Here is a 17,568-nt window from a genome sequence, read left to right as displayed (position 1 = left end):
CGTTTTTCAAAGATAATCGCTGGAAAATGCGCGCGAGGCGGTTTAGATAGCGCAGCCTATGGTAAAAGATGCGTCAGATACGGCTGAAGAAAGCCTCGCTTACAAGCTGGAACGAAGCACCGGCAGCTTTTTCGAACGGCTCGAAAATTTCTGGCAAAAGAAATGGTTCCGGTTGCTTGTAGCTTTTCTCGGCTTGTGCGTTCTGGGCTGGCTCCTGATCTGGGTCATCTTCGCCCGCGATTTGCCCGATGCGAGGGCGCTGCAAACCTATGAGCCTCCCTTGCCGACAATGGTCCGCGCCTATGATGGCGAACCGGTGCACAGCTATGCGCGTGAACGGCGGGTGCAGCTGGAATTCTCGGAATATCCGGCGCTTCTGGTGCGCGCCTATCTGGCTGCTGAAGACCGCACCTTTTTCGAACATGGCGGACTGGACTATCCGGGCATCGCCACGGCGATCCTGAGCAATATCACCAACAGCGGACGGCCGATCGGGGCCTCCACGATCACCCAGCAGGTGGCGAAAAACCTTCTCCTGACCAGTGAAGTTTCCTATCGCCGGAAAGTGCGCGAAGCGATCCTGGCCTACCGGATCGAGGATGTGCTGACCAAGGAGGAGATCCTCGAACTTTATCTCAACCAGATATTCCTCGGTCGCAATGCTTATGGCGTACAGGCTGCCGCGCAGGCCTATTTCGGCAAGGATGTCGACGCGCTGGCGCTGCACGAAATCGCCTATCTGGCGATTCTGCCCAAAGGTCCGTCCAATTATCGCCCCGAAGCGCACGAACAGCGGGCGATCGGTCGGCGCAACTGGGTATTGGGCGGAATGCGCGACAATGGCTGGATTACATCCACTCAATATGAAAATGCCGTCGCCCAGCCACTCGGCACCATTTCCCGTTCCGGTCCCCGTTTCGAACGGGTGGGCGGCTATTTTATCGAGGAAGTCCGTCGCCAGCTGATCGAAAAATTTGGCGATAACGAGAAAGCGGGACCCTATAGCGTCTATTCGGGTGGCCTATGGGTGCGCACGTCGCTCAATCCGGAATTGCAGGAATATACTAAGGACGCGCTGCGCAGCGGATTGCTGCGTTACAGCAGCGGCAAGGGGTGGAGCGGTCCGATCAACAAGATCGAGATTGACGAGCAATGGGCCCAGCGGCTGAATTCGACGTTTATCAACACCGATTATGAAAACTGGCAGATTGCTGTCGCGATCCGGACCACCGGCGGTGGTGCCGAAATAGGCTTCAGCGACGGCACAACGGGCCGGATCAATTCGGTGCCCGGCGCGCTCAAGGCCGGCGACATTATCGCCGTCAGCCCCTTGGGCGGAAGCAATTTCAGGCTTGAAAATGTCCCCGAAGTTTCCGGTGGTATGGTGGTGCAGAATCCACGCAATGGCAGGGTTTGGGCGATGCAGGGCGGTTTTGACGACCGGATGAGTTCGTTCAACCGCGCGACGCAGGCCGAGCGCCAGCCGGGCTCGACGATCAAGCCGTTTGTTTACGCGACCGCGCTGGATCAGGGCATGACCCCGGCGACCCTGATCGCCGACGAGCCGTTCTGTGTTTACCAATCGGCGGCACTTGGTCGCAAATGTTTCCAGAATTTCGGCAATTCACGCGGTGCGGGCGAGCAGACCCTGCGCTGGGGAGTCGAACAGTCGCGCAACCTGATGACGGTACGCGCGGCCAATGATGCCGGTATGGAAAATGTCGTGAAGACGATCAAGACGATGGGGATCGGCGACTATAAACCGTATCTGGCCTTTGCTCTCGGCGCCGGCGATACGACGGTGATGAAGCTGACCAACGCTTATTCGATGCTTGCCAATCATGGCCGAGAGCTGCAGCCGACGGTTATCGACTTTGTCCAGGATCGCCACGGCAAGGTGATTTTCCGCGCCGACAAGCGGTCCTGCGAAAATTGCAATATGCGCGACTGGGACGGACAACCGATGCCGCGCCCGCGTCCCGCCGGAAAACAGCTGATGGACCCGATGACGGCCTATCAGATGATCGACATCATGCAGGGCGTGATCACGCGCGGTACCGCGCAAAATCTGAAAAGTCTCGAGCGACCGTTGTTCGGCAAGACCGGCACGACCAGCGGCCCGACCAATGTCTGGTTCGTAGGCGGTTCGCCCGACATGGTCGCCGGTGTCTATCTGGGCTTTGACCAGCCACGCAACATGGGTGGCTATGCCCAGGGCGGCACGCTGGCTGCACCGATTTTCCGCCGCTTTGCCGAGAAAGCGATGGCGGGCATGCCAAAAACGCCGTTCGTTGCGCCCAAGGGCGTGCGCATGGTCCGTGTCGACCGCAAGACCGGCAAGCGGGTCTACGGCGGATGGCCGACCGATGACCCGAAATCCGCGGTTATCTGGGACGTCTTCAAACCCGAAACCGAACCGCGTCGCTCGATCCGCAAGGACGAGCTTCTGGCCCGTCTGGAAGCCCGCAAGGCGCAACTGATCGCTGAGCGCGCAGCCGCGCAGGCGCGCGCTGCAGAAGCCAATCGCAATCGCGGTCCGGCGCAAAATGATGATGAATTCCTGCAGGCCGAAGGCGGCATCTATTAACGCCAGCGGGTCTCGGCGCTGGTGCTGAAAGCATCGGACATCGAGCCCGCGCAAGGCATTGAAACCGTTGGCCGCGAGAGTGTTCCGGCGCTGGCTGCCATCACCGCGGACGCCTTTCGTGACGATCCGTTCAACAGCTGGCTGTTTGGAGGCTTTGATCCGATGCAGCGGACCTTTGCCAATCTCGCGCGCCATATCTACACGCCCAACGGCTTTTGCCAGATACTCAATGAAGACGGTGAAGGCCGCGCGGCGGCGATGTGGCTGATGCCCGGTGACAAGGCCGACGCGACGCTGGGCGGCACGTTGCAGACCTATTGGGGACTGTTCGCCAGCGGCGGTCTTGGCGCGTTGCAGCGCGGCAAGGCCGCGGGTGACGCCATGGCCAAGCATCATATCACAGAACCGCATGCCTATCTGTTCACCGTCGGCGTCGCCGGCGCCGGACGGGGCAGGGGGCTGGGCCGGCGTCTGGTCGAACCGGTGCTGCAAGCCTGCGACCGCAGCGGCACCACAGCCTATCTGGAGAATAGCAATCCGGCGAACCGGCGCTTCTACGCCAGTCTCGGTTTCGAGCGGGTCGAGCTCTTTCACGCGAGACCCGATAGCCCGCCGCTGGAGGCGATGCAGCGGCTTCCGCGCTAGTTTCCGGGCCGCGTCCCGCCAGTGCGTGGGCGGCTGCCACAATTGTGAAATATATCTGTAATTCAACGGTCATTGAGCAGCGCTAAATCGCTTAGTCGAAAGGTTGCGCAGGCATATCCATTGCGAAATCAACCTCGGGCAAAGGAATTATCGATGAAAAACAAGATTGCATTAATCGCTCTGGCTTCGCTGACATTGGCGGGCTGTGAAAATCAGGCTGGCGGCGCTGGCGGTGGCGGCAGCCGCGACCAGATCCGGATTGTCGGCTCCTCCACCGTATTCCCGTTCGCCAAGGCGGTATCGGAAAATTTCGTCAACTCGAACAGCTTCAAGGCTCCGGTTCTGGAATCGACCGGTACCGGCGCGGGCATGAGCCTGTTCTGCTCCGGCGTTGGCGCGGACACGCCCGATATCGAAAACGCATCGCGCCGGATGAAGGCATCCGAATTTGAACTGTGCCAGACCAATGGTGTCACCGACATCGTCGAAATCAACATCGGCATCGACGGAATCGCTATCGCGCAATCGAAGGAAGGGCCGAGCTTCACGCTGACCCCCGAACAGATTTACAAGGCCATTGCAGCCAAGCCGTTCGGCAAGGAAAATACGAGCAAGAACTGGTCGGATATAGACGCGTCGCTGCCGTCTATCGCGATCAGCGTCTACGGTCCGCCTTCGACATCGGGAACGCGCGATGCGCTGACCGAGCTGATCATGGAAGTTGGCTGCAAGACCGATGCTGCGACCAAGGCGCTGAAGGAAAGCGACAAGGATGCATATGAATCCATCTGTCATGATATCCGTTCCGACGGTCCCTATCTCGACGCGGGCGAAAATGACAATCTGATCGTCCAGAAGCTGAAGTCCAACCCGAAAGCGGTCGGTATCTTCGGCTACAGCTTCCTCGAGGAAAATCTCGATACCGTGCGCGGGATTGCCATCTCCGGCGTCGAACCCGCTTATGACGCGATCGCCTCCGGCCAATATCCCGGCGCCCGCCCGCTCTATATCTATGTGAAGAAGCAGCATGTCGGCGTGATCCCGGGTATCCAGGAATTTATCACCGAATTCGTCAAGGCGGGAACCCGCGACGGCTATCTGGTCAAGGCCGGCCTGATCGCTTCGCCTGATGCAACCCAAGTTGCCATGATGGAAGCGACCAAAAATCTGCCGTTGCTTAAAAAAGACGTGCTGAAATAGGCGCTAACCAGCGTTTGAAGAAAAAGGGGTCGCCGCCTGAACTAGACATTTGGTGAGGACGATCCTGCGGGGGGCTGTTGGCAACAACGGCCCCCTTTTTCGTGCGGGTGGGTCTTGGACAGAGAGACCGTGTTGGATGGGGGATTGATCACCCTGCCGTAACAAGCAGGCGTCAAAAAAGGGCGGTGAGGCCAGCGGGGAAACCCGCAGACCATCACCGCCCTTATATTATCAGCCACCGCCCGCCCGCAGCATTGCTGCAGGCGGCGAGGAGGATCAGAAGCTTATCTGGAAACGTCCGGCGACACTGTCGACCGAATAGTCGCCGTCGCCCGCCGCCAGGATCGCCGCATTGCTATAGTCGAGCTTGGAATAGCTCAGCAGGAAGCGGACATAGTCGACCGGGGTCCAGATCAGCGAGGCCTGATAGGCGTCCTGTGTGCCGCCAACAAAACCGGCATCAACCAGATCGAGCCGGTCATAGCGCGCATTGACCTGCCAAGCGCCGAGGCCGCCCTTGCCGACGGGGTTGGACACCTTGACCCCCTTGAACACGCCTTCCTTGTAGCCGCGCGTGTCGTCGGTCAGGAAGAAACCTGCCTCGACCGAACCACCGAAGAAGGTCGGATCGGCGAGTGCGCCGCTGCGGTTCAGATTGAGCCAGTGGCCCTCTGCCGCCGCGTGGAAACGCCCGGAAATGACCGCCGCCTCGAGCCCGTAGCTGGTCTCTGACTCTGCGTCAGCGATATTGCCGGTGTCGATGAAGCGCGTGTCGGTGAAATGGACCGCAGGGCGCTGGCGATAGCGGCGCGAGCTGACCGTGTCGCCCAGATCGCGATAATGATAAGACGCCCCGAAATGGGTCTGGACATCGCCGAATTTCGGCATCGCCACGGCGCGCAGATCGAAACCGACGCTGTTGTTCTCGTCATTGTTCAGGTCACCAATATTGGCGGTGAACACACCGGCCTGAAACAACAGGTCCGACACGCCATATTGCGCCGAAAGCCCGACCCGCCGTTCAAAGCCGAAAGCATCGGTATAAGCGGCGCGCTCGATAAAGCTGGTGTCGTTGCTGCTCGACAATTCTTCCAGCCCCTGGAAATTGTTGTGCTGGCCCGCCGTCACCGTCAGCCCGCCGTCTTCATAAGTGAAAAAGGCATCGGTCAGGTCAATCTCGTTACCGGCAAAATCCGCTTCCAGCTTGTAGCCGAAACCGCCCGGGATCGATCCCGAGGCGCCCAGCCGGATCCGCCGCGCTTCATTGGCAAAACCGAGTCCGTCGTCGACGATGCTGTCGGGCGCGTTGACCGTGCCGAAGTCATAGAGCATGCGGCCGCGCGGCTTGAAGCTCCAGCCGTCCTCGCCCTTGATCTCGGGCGCGCCCTTGAAGGCGATCTTGACCGGCTTCTGCTGTTCCAGCTTTTCCTCGGTCGCGGCGATCTTTGCCTCCGTCGCGGAAATCGCGCTGGTCGAGGCCTGCTGCGTCTGCTGCACATTGCCAAGCTGCGCCTTCAGGTCGGCGACTTCCCGCTCGAGCTGGTTCAGCTTGCTCAGCAGCGCCGCTGCCTGTTCGCTGCTGATCGACTGCGCCATCGCGGACGCGGGATAGAGCCCGATCGCTGCGGTCCCGGCCAGCAGGCCTATTGTCTTGAGCATATGGTTTTTCATAATCGCCTGTCCGTTGCTTTTACATTGCATGATAGTGAGCGATCTATGACCGCAGCGTTTCCCTTTCATGGCATATTTATTTCACGTTTGTGACAGAGCGCGGGTGGGGAGGGGCCGAGGGACGGCGTTGTCGCCGGGCAAGGGTGAAGCCGCACAGCTCAACCGGCAGCAGGCAGACGGCGCTTGCCCTTGGTCCGGCCGGTCAGATGATATTGAAAGCAGCGATCACAAAGATAGGGGCGAAGGTCGATGGTCGCGCTCTGCGCCGCCGCGATAGCGTCCGCCTCGCTGGCAAAGCGCTTTTTCTTGCGGCAGACGGCGAGGCGGGTGCGCATGGGGTGGGCTTTCTGGTGAATTATTTTACCAATTAATTACTTCTTTCAATCTCCAACGTTTATCCTGTTTCGCCTTTTTGAGGAGTGATGATCGGAATCTATCGGTGTGGGTACAGTGATCATTCCAAAATTCGGAATGGCAACGAGACGCCACCTTGTCATCCTCAGTTTCCAACGACTTTCGGAGAACGACCATGTGGTCACCAATTTCTCTTATACGAATTTGATACATTTCTACGCCGCCTGCTTTTCGAAGAAATCGTTATGCCAATCGATAAACTCAGGTTTTGGATTGAATCGATCTGGTTCCGCCATTCTCCGTTCGTGATAGGGTTCAAAATATCCACGGGTTTCAGCATTGGAATGTTTCAATAGTACTTTCGAAATTTTGACTTCTAAGTTCCGATTTATCGTCAGCAATCCTTTGTCGAACGCTTTGTCCAATGTGGCGGATAGCGCCAGTCCGTTCTCAGGATTAAGGCGATTAGCGATATCATCCTTCCACGGAATTATATGGCTAGCGACCAAAAGCCTTGGTTCGGCAATGCCGCTAATACAACATCGGTCCTGATAATTTGCCATAACGGCCTTACGGAAAAAATCTTGGCCGCGCCGTTGTTCTACAAAAGCTTGTGCAGTCGTATTCGCGTTAGGATCGCGCAATTTAAAATCTTGTTTTGGCTCTCGCAAAGCGGATGTAGACTCGTGTTTCTGGATGAGCAGGCTAATTTTTTCTGTCTGCTCTGCCAAGATGAACCAGTCTGAGCTAAAACGCGTCCAAACAGATTCATCAAGTTTGGAATAGTTTTGAAGTCCAACTCGACCGCTGGACAATATCTTTGGATTTAATCCAGCGAGATTTAGCATTTTCATCCCGACGGAAGCAGGCGTCCTATCAAGGGCGTGCGCTAGTGCAAGAATATCAGGATTACTGCTGTGAATTTTTCCAAATGGCGTCTGAAGATACAAACTCAAAGCGAGTAAGGTTTCCTCTTCTGTCCATTTTTTTGCCATGCTTCACTATATGCATTTAATGTAACAAATCTACGCCTCAATTGCATAGCACTTGAGAGGGGAAGCGATGGTTTCTCGGTGAACACACCATGAAGGAAATCGATCTTTCGCTCGACTGATCATCCTCCCTGCCGCGCAGCGGTGGGGAGGGGGACCATCCGCAGGATGGTGGAGGGGCCGATTGGGCTTGGCGCTGGTCTCGGGGATCATGCCGATCCTCGAAGGGCTGTTGTTGCCGCGGCTGCCCCTCCGTCATCCGCCTTCGCCAAGGCTACTGCGGATGCCACCTCCCCGCCGCTGCGCGGCAAGGAGGAATGTGAAGTCCGTTTAGCGCCCCTTCGCGGCTCGCGCGCCTCCGTTATCTGCCTTCACTAAAGCTCCGGCGGCTGCCACCTCCCCACCGCTGCGCGACGGGGAGGAAAATGGGGGGTAAAATGCTTTCCTACACATCCGGCCTTATGGCATATTCAAAATGGCTCTTTGAAAGTTAAATCCTGTTCCAACATTGCGGCGGAAGGGGAAACGGCACCTCCCGGGCTGTCATCGGCTTGCCCTTTCTCTACTTGTTCACCTGCGCGGCGCGGAACCTGAACGAATCGACGGATGTCAGCCCTGAAATGCTGCCGAAATCAGGCCCGAAAAACCCCGGACCTTTTCAAATTCATAACCGTGTAAAGTGTGTAAAGTTCGATTGTCGCCGCCGCAGAAAATCGCGGCCCGATCTGTGGGGTGCGGGGCGGACGTTTCCTGCTGACATTGCTCTGCGCCCCTGCTAACGGCTGGCCATGACCGAACCAACCTCTCCCCGGGCCTATAAACAGTCCCATATCCGCAATTTTTCCATTATCGCCCATATCGATCATGGCAAATCGACTCTCGCCGACCGGCTGATCCAGCAGACCGGGGGGCTGACAGCGCGCGAGATGAGCGAGCAGGTGCTCGACAATATGGATATCGAGCGCGAGCGCGGGATCACGATCAAGGCGCAGACGGTGCGGCTGCATTACACGGCGAAAAATGGCGAGGATTACGAGCTCAGCCTGATGGACACGCCGGGCCATGTCGACTTTGCCTATGAAGTGTCGCGGAGCCTGGCGGCTTGCGAGGGCGCTTTGCTGGTGGTCGACGCGGCGCAGGGGGTCGAGGCGCAGACTCTGGCCAATGTCTATCAGTCGATCGAGCATGATCACGAGATTATTCCGGTGCTCAACAAGATCGATCTGCCCGCCGCCGAACCGGAGCGGGTGCGGCACGAGATCGAGGAAATTATCGGGATCGATGCATCCGACGCGGTGCTGGCGAGCGCCAAGTCGGGCATCGGCATCGAGGATATATTGGAGCAGATTGTCGCGAAAATCCCGCCACCGGGCGGCGACCGCGACAAGCCGCTGAAGGCGATGCTGGTCGACAGCTGGTATGATCCCTATCTCGGCGTGGTCATCCTGGTGCGGGTGATCGACGGGGTGCTGACCAAGGGGCTGAAGATCAAGTTCATGGCCCAGGGCACCGAGCATCTGGTCGACCGGGTCGGCTGCATGCGGCCAAAGATCGAGCAGCTGCCGGAACTGGCGGCGGGCGAAATCGGCTTTATCACGGCGCAGATCAAGGAAGTCAGCCAGACCGCCGTCGGCGACACGATCACCACGGTGAAGAACCCTGCGCCCGAGGCTTTGCCGGGCTTCAAGGAAGTGCAGTCGGTGGTCTTCTGCGGCCTGTTCCCGGTCGACGCGGCGGATTTCGAGAAATTGCGCGAGAGCATCGGCAAGCTGCGGCTCAACGATGCGAGCTTCACCTTCGAGATGGAGACCAGCGCGGCGTTGGGGCAGGGCTTCCGCTGCGGTTTTCTGGGGCTGCTGCACTTGGAGATCGTCCAGGAACGGCTGACGCGGGAATATGATCTCGACCTGATCACCACGGCGCCGTCGGTGGTCTACCGGATCCAGATGAACGACGGCAGCGAGCAGTTCCTGCACAACCCGGCGGATATGCCCGACGTGGTCAAGATCCGCGAGATCGAGGAGCCGTGGATCGAGGCGACCATCTATTGCCCCGACGAATATCTCGGCGGCATATTGAAACTCTGCCAGGACCGGCGCGGGGTGCAGAAGAATCTGACCTATGTCGGCGACCGGGCGCAGGTGGTCTACGAACTGCCGCTCAACGAAGTGGTGTTCGACTTTTACGACCGGCTGAAGAGCATTTCGCGCGGCTATGCCAGTTTCGACTATCACCAGATCGGCCTGCGCACCGGCCAGCTGGTCAAGATGAACATCATGGTCAATGGCGATCCGGTTGATGCGCTGAGCATGATCGTCCACCGCGACGCCGCCGAATTCCGCGGCCGTCACATGTGCGAGCGGCTCAAGGACCTGATCCCGCGCCATCTGTTCAAGATCCCGATCCAGGCCGCGATCGGCGGCAAGGTAATCGCCCGCGAGACCATCTCGGCGATGCGCAAGGATGTGACCGCCAAATGCTATGGCGGCGATATCAGCCGCAAGAAGAAGCTGCTCGACAAGCAGAAGAAGGGCAAGGCGAAGATGCGCGAATATGGCAATGTCAGCATCCCGCAGGAGGCGTTTATCGCCGCGCTGAAAATGGGCGACGAGGGCTAGCCGTTACGCCGGTCAGCGCTGCCGCTCATGAACCGCCGTCCCGCTGATAGGGGCAGGGCCTGATCTGGTCCGGTTCGATCGCCGGACCCCTGGCCCGGAAGCGCGCGAAATAGCCGCCCAGCTCGGGCCGCTCCATGAAGCCGACCAGCTCGTAACCGACCGCCTCGAACTCGCAGAACAGCTGCTTGGGCGGGATACCATGCTGGGCAAAGTCGCGGTTGACGTCGACCACGATCACTTCGCCGGCGCCGTGCGCCTTGGTCTTCTGAAGCAGAGCGGGACGCAGGCGCGAGAGAAAGGCGTAGGGCTCGCGGACTTCGTGATACATGTGGACCAGAAAGATCCGGTCGAAACTATTCTCTGGCAGCCGCGGATCATCCGGCGCGCCGAGCTTGATCGAGACATTGTCGAGACTCTCCCGGCTGACCCGCTCGCCCAGCCGCGAAATCGCCTCCTCGTCAATATCCTGCGCCAGCACCCGCCCCGCCGCGCCGACCTTCTCGGCCAGCCGCACGGTATAATAGCCTTCGCCCGCCCCGATATCGGCAACCGTCATGCCTTGCTCGAGCCCCGCTGCCGTCATGATCTCCTCGGCCTCGCCCCGATTGTCGCGCGCGGTCTCGGTCGACCATTGGTTGCCGGCCAGCTCCGACACCGGCCGCGAAGCCGGCGGATAGGCGCGCGCGGTTTCGGCGCGGCTGGCGTCCGGGTCCTCGATCTTCTTGCAGCCCGCCAGCGGCGCGGCAAGCAGCGCCAGCGCGCCCAGCGCCGCAACAAGAGGACCGGACGGCAAGGACAATATTTTCACGGCACTGGCTTTCATGGAAAAGAGACTAGGCGAGGGCGCAGATCTGTTCAATCCCTGTTAGGCGACCCGACCGGCCTGGCGGGGCATGGACATGGGCCAGACCCGAACTTTACAAGTTTTACACTGTTATAGAAGAAAAAATTTTGTGTCCGCTGGTGTTCGGAAAGTACTTGGGAAATAAGGTTCTTTTGTAAAAAACGCGAGCAGCGGTTCGAGCGGCTCTGCAGTCGGCGTTTCGGGGATCGTTGTTCGGTTTGGGAGAAGGAGTGTTCATCATTTTTGCCTCGTTTAGAGGCGGGAGGGTAATGATTTGACCGTGTGTAGGAAAGGGGTTTTTGGAGGGTGAGGGGTTCAGACCAAAGTATGACTTTGATCTGGCTTATTCCGGATCTTCCGCGAATTTCCTTATGCGACGATTTCTAATGTGAGGAATTTCGAGATACCTCTCAATTCCAGCAATGGCTCCAGTGTCACGGGAAGCACAAATCAAGCAGTCCGGATTGGGTTTGTCGTGATTTACAGTTACCTTTGATTGATGCCCAAGATAAGAGATGTTTGGTGTAGGGTCTCGTAAGCCAGTGACCGCTGACATAAATTCCATTGTTGCCAAGGAAGCAATGACGCCATTTATAGGTGAAACAGCCGGTCCCTTTTTTTCAAGATGTTTATTTTCTATCCCATAGACTTTATCCTCCACCTCCAGTTGCTCGTCTGTGGTCAGAAATCGTCTAATATCATCTTCGTCCAAAATTTCGCGACAATGCAGGCAGCCAAGTCCAGCTGCTACCACAGTTACTCGTCCGCCATAGATGCCTTCCTCGGGGACGTCCGACGCCAGATCAATCAGGGGTACATTGTAGGCAACACATAAATCATTGAGTATCGACCTAGGGCCATCCTCATCAAAGCAACCAAAAACCCAACTCGCCGTCCTAATTGCGTTAAATCCGGCAGGAGAAACAAAGTTGTCGAATACGGGATCAACAGCAATTGAGGGATCGATATCCTTCACTAGTCGTTCGATGATGGAGACTTTTCTTGTTCCGGGCGCAGGATCAGAGTGGTGCGCGCCGACGAACCGATTGCGATTTGTTTCACTCAATCCCTCGTCGTCGATCGGTACGATTTTCTTGATACCCAATAGAGCCAGATGCTGAGCCACAGCACTTCCAAGACCTCCGGTGCCGGCCAAAACGACAGACTGCTGATACAGTCGCTTTTGTCCGGTTGCGCCGAAAAGACGAGCATTGCGATCATGTCGCAGCTCAAGTTCCATCATATCCATGATTTTATTGTCCTGTTTGTCGGAATGTATGTCCGGTCACCGGATACCAGCTTCTTCAATCCAATAGGCCTCATCGGATCTTTCAACCAAACCAAAGCGTCAAATCCTGTGTTGGCAAGCACCAAGGCCAGATAAGGTCGGTTCTTAAGTCGCCAGAAAATGTTGGGCACTGTTTCTTCCAAGCCGCATTTGTCGGCGTAGGAAAATTGTGCTGGCCAGTTTCCTGGATGAGTATGAATCTCAACCAAACAGCATTCGAGGTCATGAGCCTTTTTGATTATTCTTGCCCTCGCACTGGCGCTAAGTTCGATATAATCGTCTTGTTGCTGAGAAAATTCATTTCCCGACAATTGTTCATACTCATGGAAAACGAATTCTGCGTTACAGCCAATCTGTCTCGGTTTGACGTACAGAATGCCAGCTTGCTCGACCAGCGCATCAGATGGGAGAAGGGAGGCATAAATATCTTCGAATTTGCCAGCCGGTAATGTCAATTGAACCATCACACGCCCTCCGCTAAACGTTTTCGAAAGCTATCTGCCCATGTCTTTAAGTTTGATCCCTTGCTGACATCAGGCAATGGTTTCCAGTCTCCGTCTTCCGGCGACCAAGAAAACTGCAACCATTTTCCATCAAAAGGTGGTGAAGCCTCGGCAGTGTTGTTTGGCGGATTACCATTGAATGTTAGTCCGTTGGGTGCAAGAAAAGCATATGGTTGGCCTTGGGGGTAGTTGGCGGCTAACATAAACGCGATTTGGGCCATCCCAATATCCTTCCCACCAATTTCCCAGCCTTCGGGAAACTGATAGTCGGGAATCAGAAACCAATCCTCACCTTGGCGATCAATATGGATCACTCCGATGTAGGATTGGTTTAAGATTTCAAGCTCGGCGTCTAGTCTCGAGCGCATCATCCGCGCTTCCAACGATGCTTCTTACAGAATCCAATGCCCGGCTTGAGCTCAATGACTTCGCCAGGAACCAAAGTGCGTTCGTTATTGTCTTCATCGACTTCGACCACACCTTCCGAAATGTTCCAGCCACCAAGTTCAGCAATCTGCTCTGCGGTGATTGTCGGAAGGTCCCAATCGATAATCCCTACACCTTCGATGTTGATACAATATTTGGGATGCTTCTTCTCGGAACGAATATGCTCCGTACCACGAGCGCCAAGATCGACGTCTACACCATCCTGCAACTGTTCATCCGCTTCGTCTTTACGTTCGAGAAACAAATCTTGATCTGAACCGATATCTGCAATTTCACGGATGTCCACGACGGAGATTTTGCGTTTTCCCCATTCATAGCCACGCTCGTCAACAGTGAAGGAAAAGGTGCGATCAGATTTAAAGACGCGAAAACTCTCTTTACCCTTTTCACGCAGACCGACTTTTTCTTCCAACCCAATCGACTGAGAACCTGGTTTGAATATTTGAATCAAAATATGCTCATCTGCCGGATCGAAGGCAGCGATTTGCATCAGTTGTCGCCCGGATACGACTGGATCGTCAGTTTCATAACCGTCGTCGTTGATAATAAATTTATACTTGAGATTATTCATGACATTCATAGCCGCCTCTATATTCGTGAAACTGCGGACCTGCAGATCAGCTAATTGACGTAGATATAGAGGTGAAGCTTTGATGTCAATCCCTTGCATGGTTAACCGATAGAAAATTTAGTTTGGTAGAAAACCTAAGATTGAGAGCCTAACACGGGCAGCCGCTTCTGAAACTTGGAAATCATTTTTGATCAATTCGATTAGATCAAGGGCCGGGAGTCCACGAATTGGTTTATCGCTATCCAGATTCTGATTTGTCATAAAGTTAGTGGCTCGCTGGCGCACTTTGCTCGCTGGCATCAACAGTGCTCCACAGGCATAACCCGCTTGCCATTCAATCCAATCAACTGCTGAGGCTCCAACAATTGCGTCTCGTTTGCAGACCTGCTTCCGATCTTTTTCGGAGTCGATCATTTGAAACAGGTATGTGTGGAGGCAGACATGGCCATACTCGTGGGTCAGCGTTGTGCGGTAGCGATTCTCGCGAACTTCATCATAAGCCAGTTCAGATGCAATGCGTACTCTTGGCTTCCCATTCTTCGGAAATTCAGTTACCCCTTCGACGTTCAATCCATATTCCGACAAATCAGAACCTGGATCAAAATCCGAGGTGTCACGTTCGATCAATAGGGTGATATCATCAGTTGTGACCGGAATGGGAATTGAGCCATGTGATTCCTTAAAAAAATCAATAAGCACTTTCTCAAAAAGCCTATCCAATTCTTTGGGCTCGTAGTGAGGTCGCGATTTGAATCGTCCAGTGTTGTCCGGAACGTCTCTCACCGATTGTTATTTGCTTGTTTACGAAAAGCGACGGCCAAACTAGCCGCACGATTGACAAACTCATGGACAGCTTCTTCACCCGGATTCAGTTTTTTCAATCTGGCAGGAATTCTATCCGCAAGGAAAAATACGTAGTCTTCCTCAATTTTCAAAATTTTTGCGATTTGTGTCAACATATGATCGGAGCTTGGGGTACGGCGATCATGCTCAATATCGTTCAGATACTGAGGGGAAATCGGTAAGCCAGTGTCGGCGTTTATTATTTTTTCAGCTAGTGCTTTCTGACTAAGTCCAATTTCTTTTCTTTTTTCTGCGATCATTTGACCGAGTGTTTTGGGGGCCTGTGGCATAAATCTCCTGTGGTCGGCGAATCAGCATATTAGCGTATTTCGCATTTATACGCAAAGAATGGTGTTGCAAGAGAGATTTTCCTTCTTGGTCAATGCCAAAAATGGTGAAGGAAATTTCGAAAATAGAATATTTGATCAATATGATTCGCTAGACGATGACATTCGAATTTAAGTTATGAAGATCACTTGCTTCCCCCAAACCCCATCTCCTCCCGCACCTCTTTCCCCAAATCCTTCCCGTCTTCGCCCGGCGTCCCCCCGCTCACCTCGTCATAGACCAGCAGCTCCATCGGGCTGGCACCCGCGGGATCAAAGCGCCGGGACGGCTTTCCGGTAGCCGCGTCCTTGGCGATATAGATGGCGATCATCCGCTGGCGCAGTTGCTCGATCTTGGCGTGGAGCTGTGCTTGCTGGGCTTCCTGTTCCTGCTGGTGCTTTTCTTTGGCCTCGAGATATTCTTTCATCGCCGCCTCGGACTTCTGCTTGCGCTCGGCTTCCCATTCGGCGCGCCACTGTTTCTTGAGGCTCTTCATCCGCTGGGCGGACAGGGCAGGGGCATTGTCGGGGCCGAGGCTGAACTGGTCCGGCTTGTGGTGGCTCAGCAGCCACATCATCAGCCGGTAATTGAACCGCCGGAACTCGCCGACCTGCTCGCCGCCAAACATCACCGGTTCGGGCGCGCCGTTGACCGCGTGATCGACCAGCACATCATGGATATTGCCGGTGGCCTTCTTTATCGCATCATCCCATGCCGCGCGGAATTCTTCGGCACTCTCGCGGTGGCGCAGTTGATATATCCGGCCAGCGGCCATGCCGACACTGCGCGCCGCGTTGGGGACGCTGCCGCACTGGGCCAGCGCATCGATAAAGGCGCGCTGCCGCTCCGGGGTCCAGCCGTCGTGGCGGTAATATTTTAGCGGCACTGGGGTGAAGTCCGGAGGGGGCGGTGGCTCGTCGGGATGGTCGGTCATGCGGCGATAATAATTCAGCACGGGGTGTGTAGGACAGGGCTTTTTGTCGGGCCGGCCGGGATTGTTAGAGTTTGGCTTTTGGTCTCGCGAGGTCCTTCGACAGGCTCAGGACGAACGGGGTGGGGTTGGCTTGTCTTTCTCGTTGGCTGGGCAGTGGGCTGAGAGGCCTTGGGAAAGGAAAGGGTCTGGTTGTTTAAACCGTTCGTGCTGAGCTTGTCGAAGCACGGTTTTCGGTCGCGCGCGGTCCTTCGACGGGCTCAGGACGAACGGAGCGGGGTTGGGCCTTGTTCCCCTGCGTAAGCAGGGGTCCATCTCGTGCTTTTGCCGGTGGAGGGCGGAGGGTGGCGGGATTTTTAAACCGTTCGTGCTGAGCTTGTCGAAGCACGGTTTTCGGTCGCGCGCGGTCCTTCGACAGGCTCAGGACGAACGGGGATAGGGCAATCTGTTTTTACAGGGGCGCCGGTCTGCCTATTCCACATCCTCGACATCAACCGCTTCGCCGGTCACTTTCTGCGCGAGCGTCGCGGCGATGAATTCGTCGAGGCCGCCGTCGAGCACATCGCTCGGAGCGCTGCTGGTGTGGCCGGTGCGCAGGTCCTTGACCATCTGATAGGGTTGCAGGACATAGGAGCGGATCTGGTGGCCCCAGCCGATTTCGGTCTTGGCTTCATATTCGCCCGAGGCTTCGGCTTCGCGGCGTTGCAGTTCGGCTTCGAACAGGCGCGCTTTCAGCATGCCCATCGCGGTGGCGCGGTTCTTGTGCTGGCTGCGGTCATTCTGGCTGGCGACGACGATGCCGGTGGGGGCGTGGGTGATGCGGACGGCGCTGTCGGTGGTATTGACGTGCTGGCCGCCGGAGCCGGAGGCGCGATAGGTGTCGATCTTGAGGTCGCTCTCGTTGATCTCGACCTCGAAACTGTCGTCGATCACCGGATAGACCCAGACGCTGGAGAAACTGGTGTGGCGCTTGGCGGCGCTGTCGAACGGGGAGATGCGGACCAGCCGGTGGACGCCGCTCTCGGTCTTGGCATAGCCATAGGCATTCTCGCCCTTGACCTCGATCGTCGCGGATTTGATACCGGCCTGATCGCCTGCCTGATAATCGACCATCGAGACCTTGTATCCGCGGGCCTCGGCCCAGCGCTGGTACATGCGCAGCAGCATTTCGGCCCAGTCCTGGCTCTCGGTGCCGCCGGCGCCGGCGTGGATTTCGATATAGGTGTCGAGACCGTCGGCTTCGCCGGAGAGCAGGGCCTTGACCTTGTCGCGGTCGGCGCGGGTGGCGAGCTTTTCGAGCGTGGCGACGCCTTCGTCGGCCAGACCAGCATCGCCTTCTTCCTCGGCCATCTCGATAAATTCGAGCGCGTCGTCGCGTTCCTGCTGGATTTCGCGGGCGGCGCTGATCGATTCATCGAGGCGGCGGCGTTCGGTCATCACTGCCTGGGCGGCTGCCTGGTCATCCCACAGGGTCGGGTCCTCGACGCGGGCGTTGAGCTCGTCAAGGCGCCGCAGGGCAACATCCCAGTTGAGCGCGGTCTTGATCAGGGTAAGAGCGGCGTCGATCCGGTCGACAAAGGCTTGCGCGTCGGCACGCATGATATTCTCCAAAACTATTGGTTGCTGCGATTAGACGATATCGGCGGGAAGTAAAGTGGTGTGCGGCCTGTCCGGAGGGATCGGGCGGATTTTTTCAGGGAGGATTTTCTCTCCGGATTCCGGTTTATGTGGTAGAAACGGCGTTGGT

At 56.5% G+C, this 17,568-nt stretch carries 16 protein-coding genes; 4 read left to right on the top strand and 12 right to left on the bottom strand.

From position 1 onward, the window contains the following. The first annotated feature begins 58 nt into the window (after positions 1 to 58). The 3 genes from AACZ86_RS07755 (at position 59) to AACZ86_RS07745 (ending at position 4,432) form a co-directional block, all read left to right on the top strand. Positions 59 to 2,587 (top strand): PBP1A family penicillin-binding protein, encoded by a 2,529-nt coding sequence (locus AACZ86_RS07755; protein ID WP_339691044.1) that lies wholly within the window; start codon positions 59 to 61, stop codon positions 2,585 to 2,587. 21 nt (positions 2,588 to 2,608) lie between these two features. Further along, the gene (locus AACZ86_RS07750) at positions 2,609 to 3,232 is read left to right on the top strand and encodes a GNAT family N-acetyltransferase (protein WP_339691043.1); all 624 of its coding nucleotides are present in this window, start codon (positions 2,609 to 2,611) and stop codon (positions 3,230 to 3,232) included. A 153-nt stretch (positions 3,233 to 3,385) separates the two neighbouring features. Then, on the top strand, positions 3,386 to 4,432 hold the full coding sequence (locus AACZ86_RS07745) for a substrate-binding domain-containing protein (protein ID WP_339691041.1): 1,047 nt from the start codon (positions 3,386 to 3,388) through the stop codon (positions 4,430 to 4,432). A gap of 276 nt (positions 4,433 to 4,708) precedes the next feature. Here AACZ86_RS07745 and AACZ86_RS07740 read toward each other — a convergent pair whose 3' ends face one another. The 3 genes from AACZ86_RS07740 to AACZ86_RS07730 form a co-directional block, all read right to left on the bottom strand. Then, the gene (locus AACZ86_RS07740) at positions 4,709 to 6,103 is read right to left on the bottom strand and encodes a porin (RefSeq protein ID WP_339691039.1); all 1,395 of its coding nucleotides are present in this window, start codon (positions 6,101 to 6,103) and stop codon (positions 4,709 to 4,711) included. A gap of 158 nt (positions 6,104 to 6,261) precedes the next feature. After that, positions 6,262 to 6,438: a hypothetical protein gene (locus tag AACZ86_RS07735; protein ID WP_339691036.1), complete on the bottom strand. Its 177-nt coding sequence runs from the start codon at positions 6,436 to 6,438 to the stop codon at positions 6,262 to 6,264. Positions 6,439 to 6,672: 234 nt separating this feature from the next. Further along, a complete protein-coding gene (locus AACZ86_RS07730; protein ID WP_339691034.1) occupies positions 6,673 to 7,452 on the bottom strand; it encodes an HNH endonuclease in 780 nt (259 codons plus the stop codon). 785 nt (positions 7,453 to 8,237) lie between these two features. On the opposite strand from AACZ86_RS07730, the gene lepA reads away from it, so the two are divergent. After that, positions 8,238 to 10,067: a translation elongation factor 4 gene (gene lepA / locus AACZ86_RS07725; protein WP_339691033.1), complete on the top strand. Its 1,830-nt coding sequence runs from the start codon at positions 8,238 to 8,240 to the stop codon at positions 10,065 to 10,067. 25 nt (positions 10,068 to 10,092) lie between these two features. On the opposite strand, the gene AACZ86_RS07720 is transcribed toward lepA, so the two are convergent. From AACZ86_RS07720 to prfB, 9 genes are all read right to left on the bottom strand, one after another. After that, positions 10,093 to 10,890, bottom strand: coding sequence for a class I SAM-dependent methyltransferase (locus tag AACZ86_RS07720; RefSeq protein ID WP_339691031.1), 798 nt, complete (start codon positions 10,888 to 10,890; stop codon positions 10,093 to 10,095). A gap of 364 nt (positions 10,891 to 11,254) precedes the next feature. Further along, positions 11,255 to 12,160, bottom strand: coding sequence for a ThiF family adenylyltransferase (locus AACZ86_RS07715; protein WP_339691029.1), 906 nt, complete (start codon positions 12,158 to 12,160; stop codon positions 11,255 to 11,257). Further along, on the bottom strand, positions 12,151 to 12,663 hold the full coding sequence (locus tag AACZ86_RS07710) for a hypothetical protein (RefSeq protein ID WP_339691028.1): 513 nt from the start codon (positions 12,661 to 12,663) through the stop codon (positions 12,151 to 12,153). The genes AACZ86_RS07715 and AACZ86_RS07710 overlap by 10 nt, the downstream gene beginning before the upstream one ends. Then, positions 12,663 to 13,073, bottom strand: coding sequence for a hypothetical protein (locus tag AACZ86_RS07705; RefSeq protein ID WP_339691025.1), 411 nt, complete (start codon positions 13,071 to 13,073; stop codon positions 12,663 to 12,665). The genes AACZ86_RS07710 and AACZ86_RS07705 overlap by 1 nt, the downstream gene beginning before the upstream one ends. Continuing rightward, a complete protein-coding gene (locus AACZ86_RS07700; RefSeq protein WP_339691023.1) occupies positions 13,070 to 13,720 on the bottom strand; it encodes a multiubiquitin domain-containing protein in 651 nt (216 codons plus the stop codon). The genes AACZ86_RS07705 and AACZ86_RS07700 overlap by 4 nt, the downstream gene beginning before the upstream one ends. A gap of 117 nt (positions 13,721 to 13,837) precedes the next feature. Then, entirely contained in the window at positions 13,838 to 14,503 is a 666-nt protein-coding gene (locus AACZ86_RS07695; protein ID WP_339691021.1) for an ImmA/IrrE family metallo-endopeptidase, read from the bottom strand. Next, positions 14,500 to 14,853 carry a helix-turn-helix transcriptional regulator gene (locus AACZ86_RS07690; protein WP_339691019.1) on the bottom strand — a complete coding sequence of 118 codons (354 nt, stop codon included), beginning with the start codon at positions 14,851 to 14,853 and terminating at the stop codon, positions 14,500 to 14,502. Before AACZ86_RS07690 ends, AACZ86_RS07695 begins: the two co-directional genes overlap by 4 nt. A gap of 182 nt (positions 14,854 to 15,035) precedes the next feature. Beyond that, the gene (locus tag AACZ86_RS07685) at positions 15,036 to 15,845 is read right to left on the bottom strand and encodes a hypothetical protein (protein WP_339691017.1); all 810 of its coding nucleotides are present in this window, start codon (positions 15,843 to 15,845) and stop codon (positions 15,036 to 15,038) included. A gap of 447 nt (positions 15,846 to 16,292) precedes the next feature. Further along, positions 16,293 to 17,420: a peptide chain release factor 2 gene (prfB, locus tag AACZ86_RS07680; protein WP_339691015.1), complete on the bottom strand. Its 1,128-nt coding sequence runs from the start codon at positions 17,418 to 17,420 to the stop codon at positions 16,293 to 16,295. Positions 17,421 to 17,568 lie beyond the last annotated feature (148 nt).

Source organism: uncultured Parasphingorhabdus sp., assembly GCF_963975735.1.
Classification (GTDB): Bacteria; Pseudomonadota; Alphaproteobacteria; order Sphingomonadales; family Sphingomonadaceae; genus Parasphingorhabdus.
The sequence above is the reverse complement of the archived record's forward strand: the minus strand, read 5'-3'. Positions and strand labels throughout refer to the sequence as shown.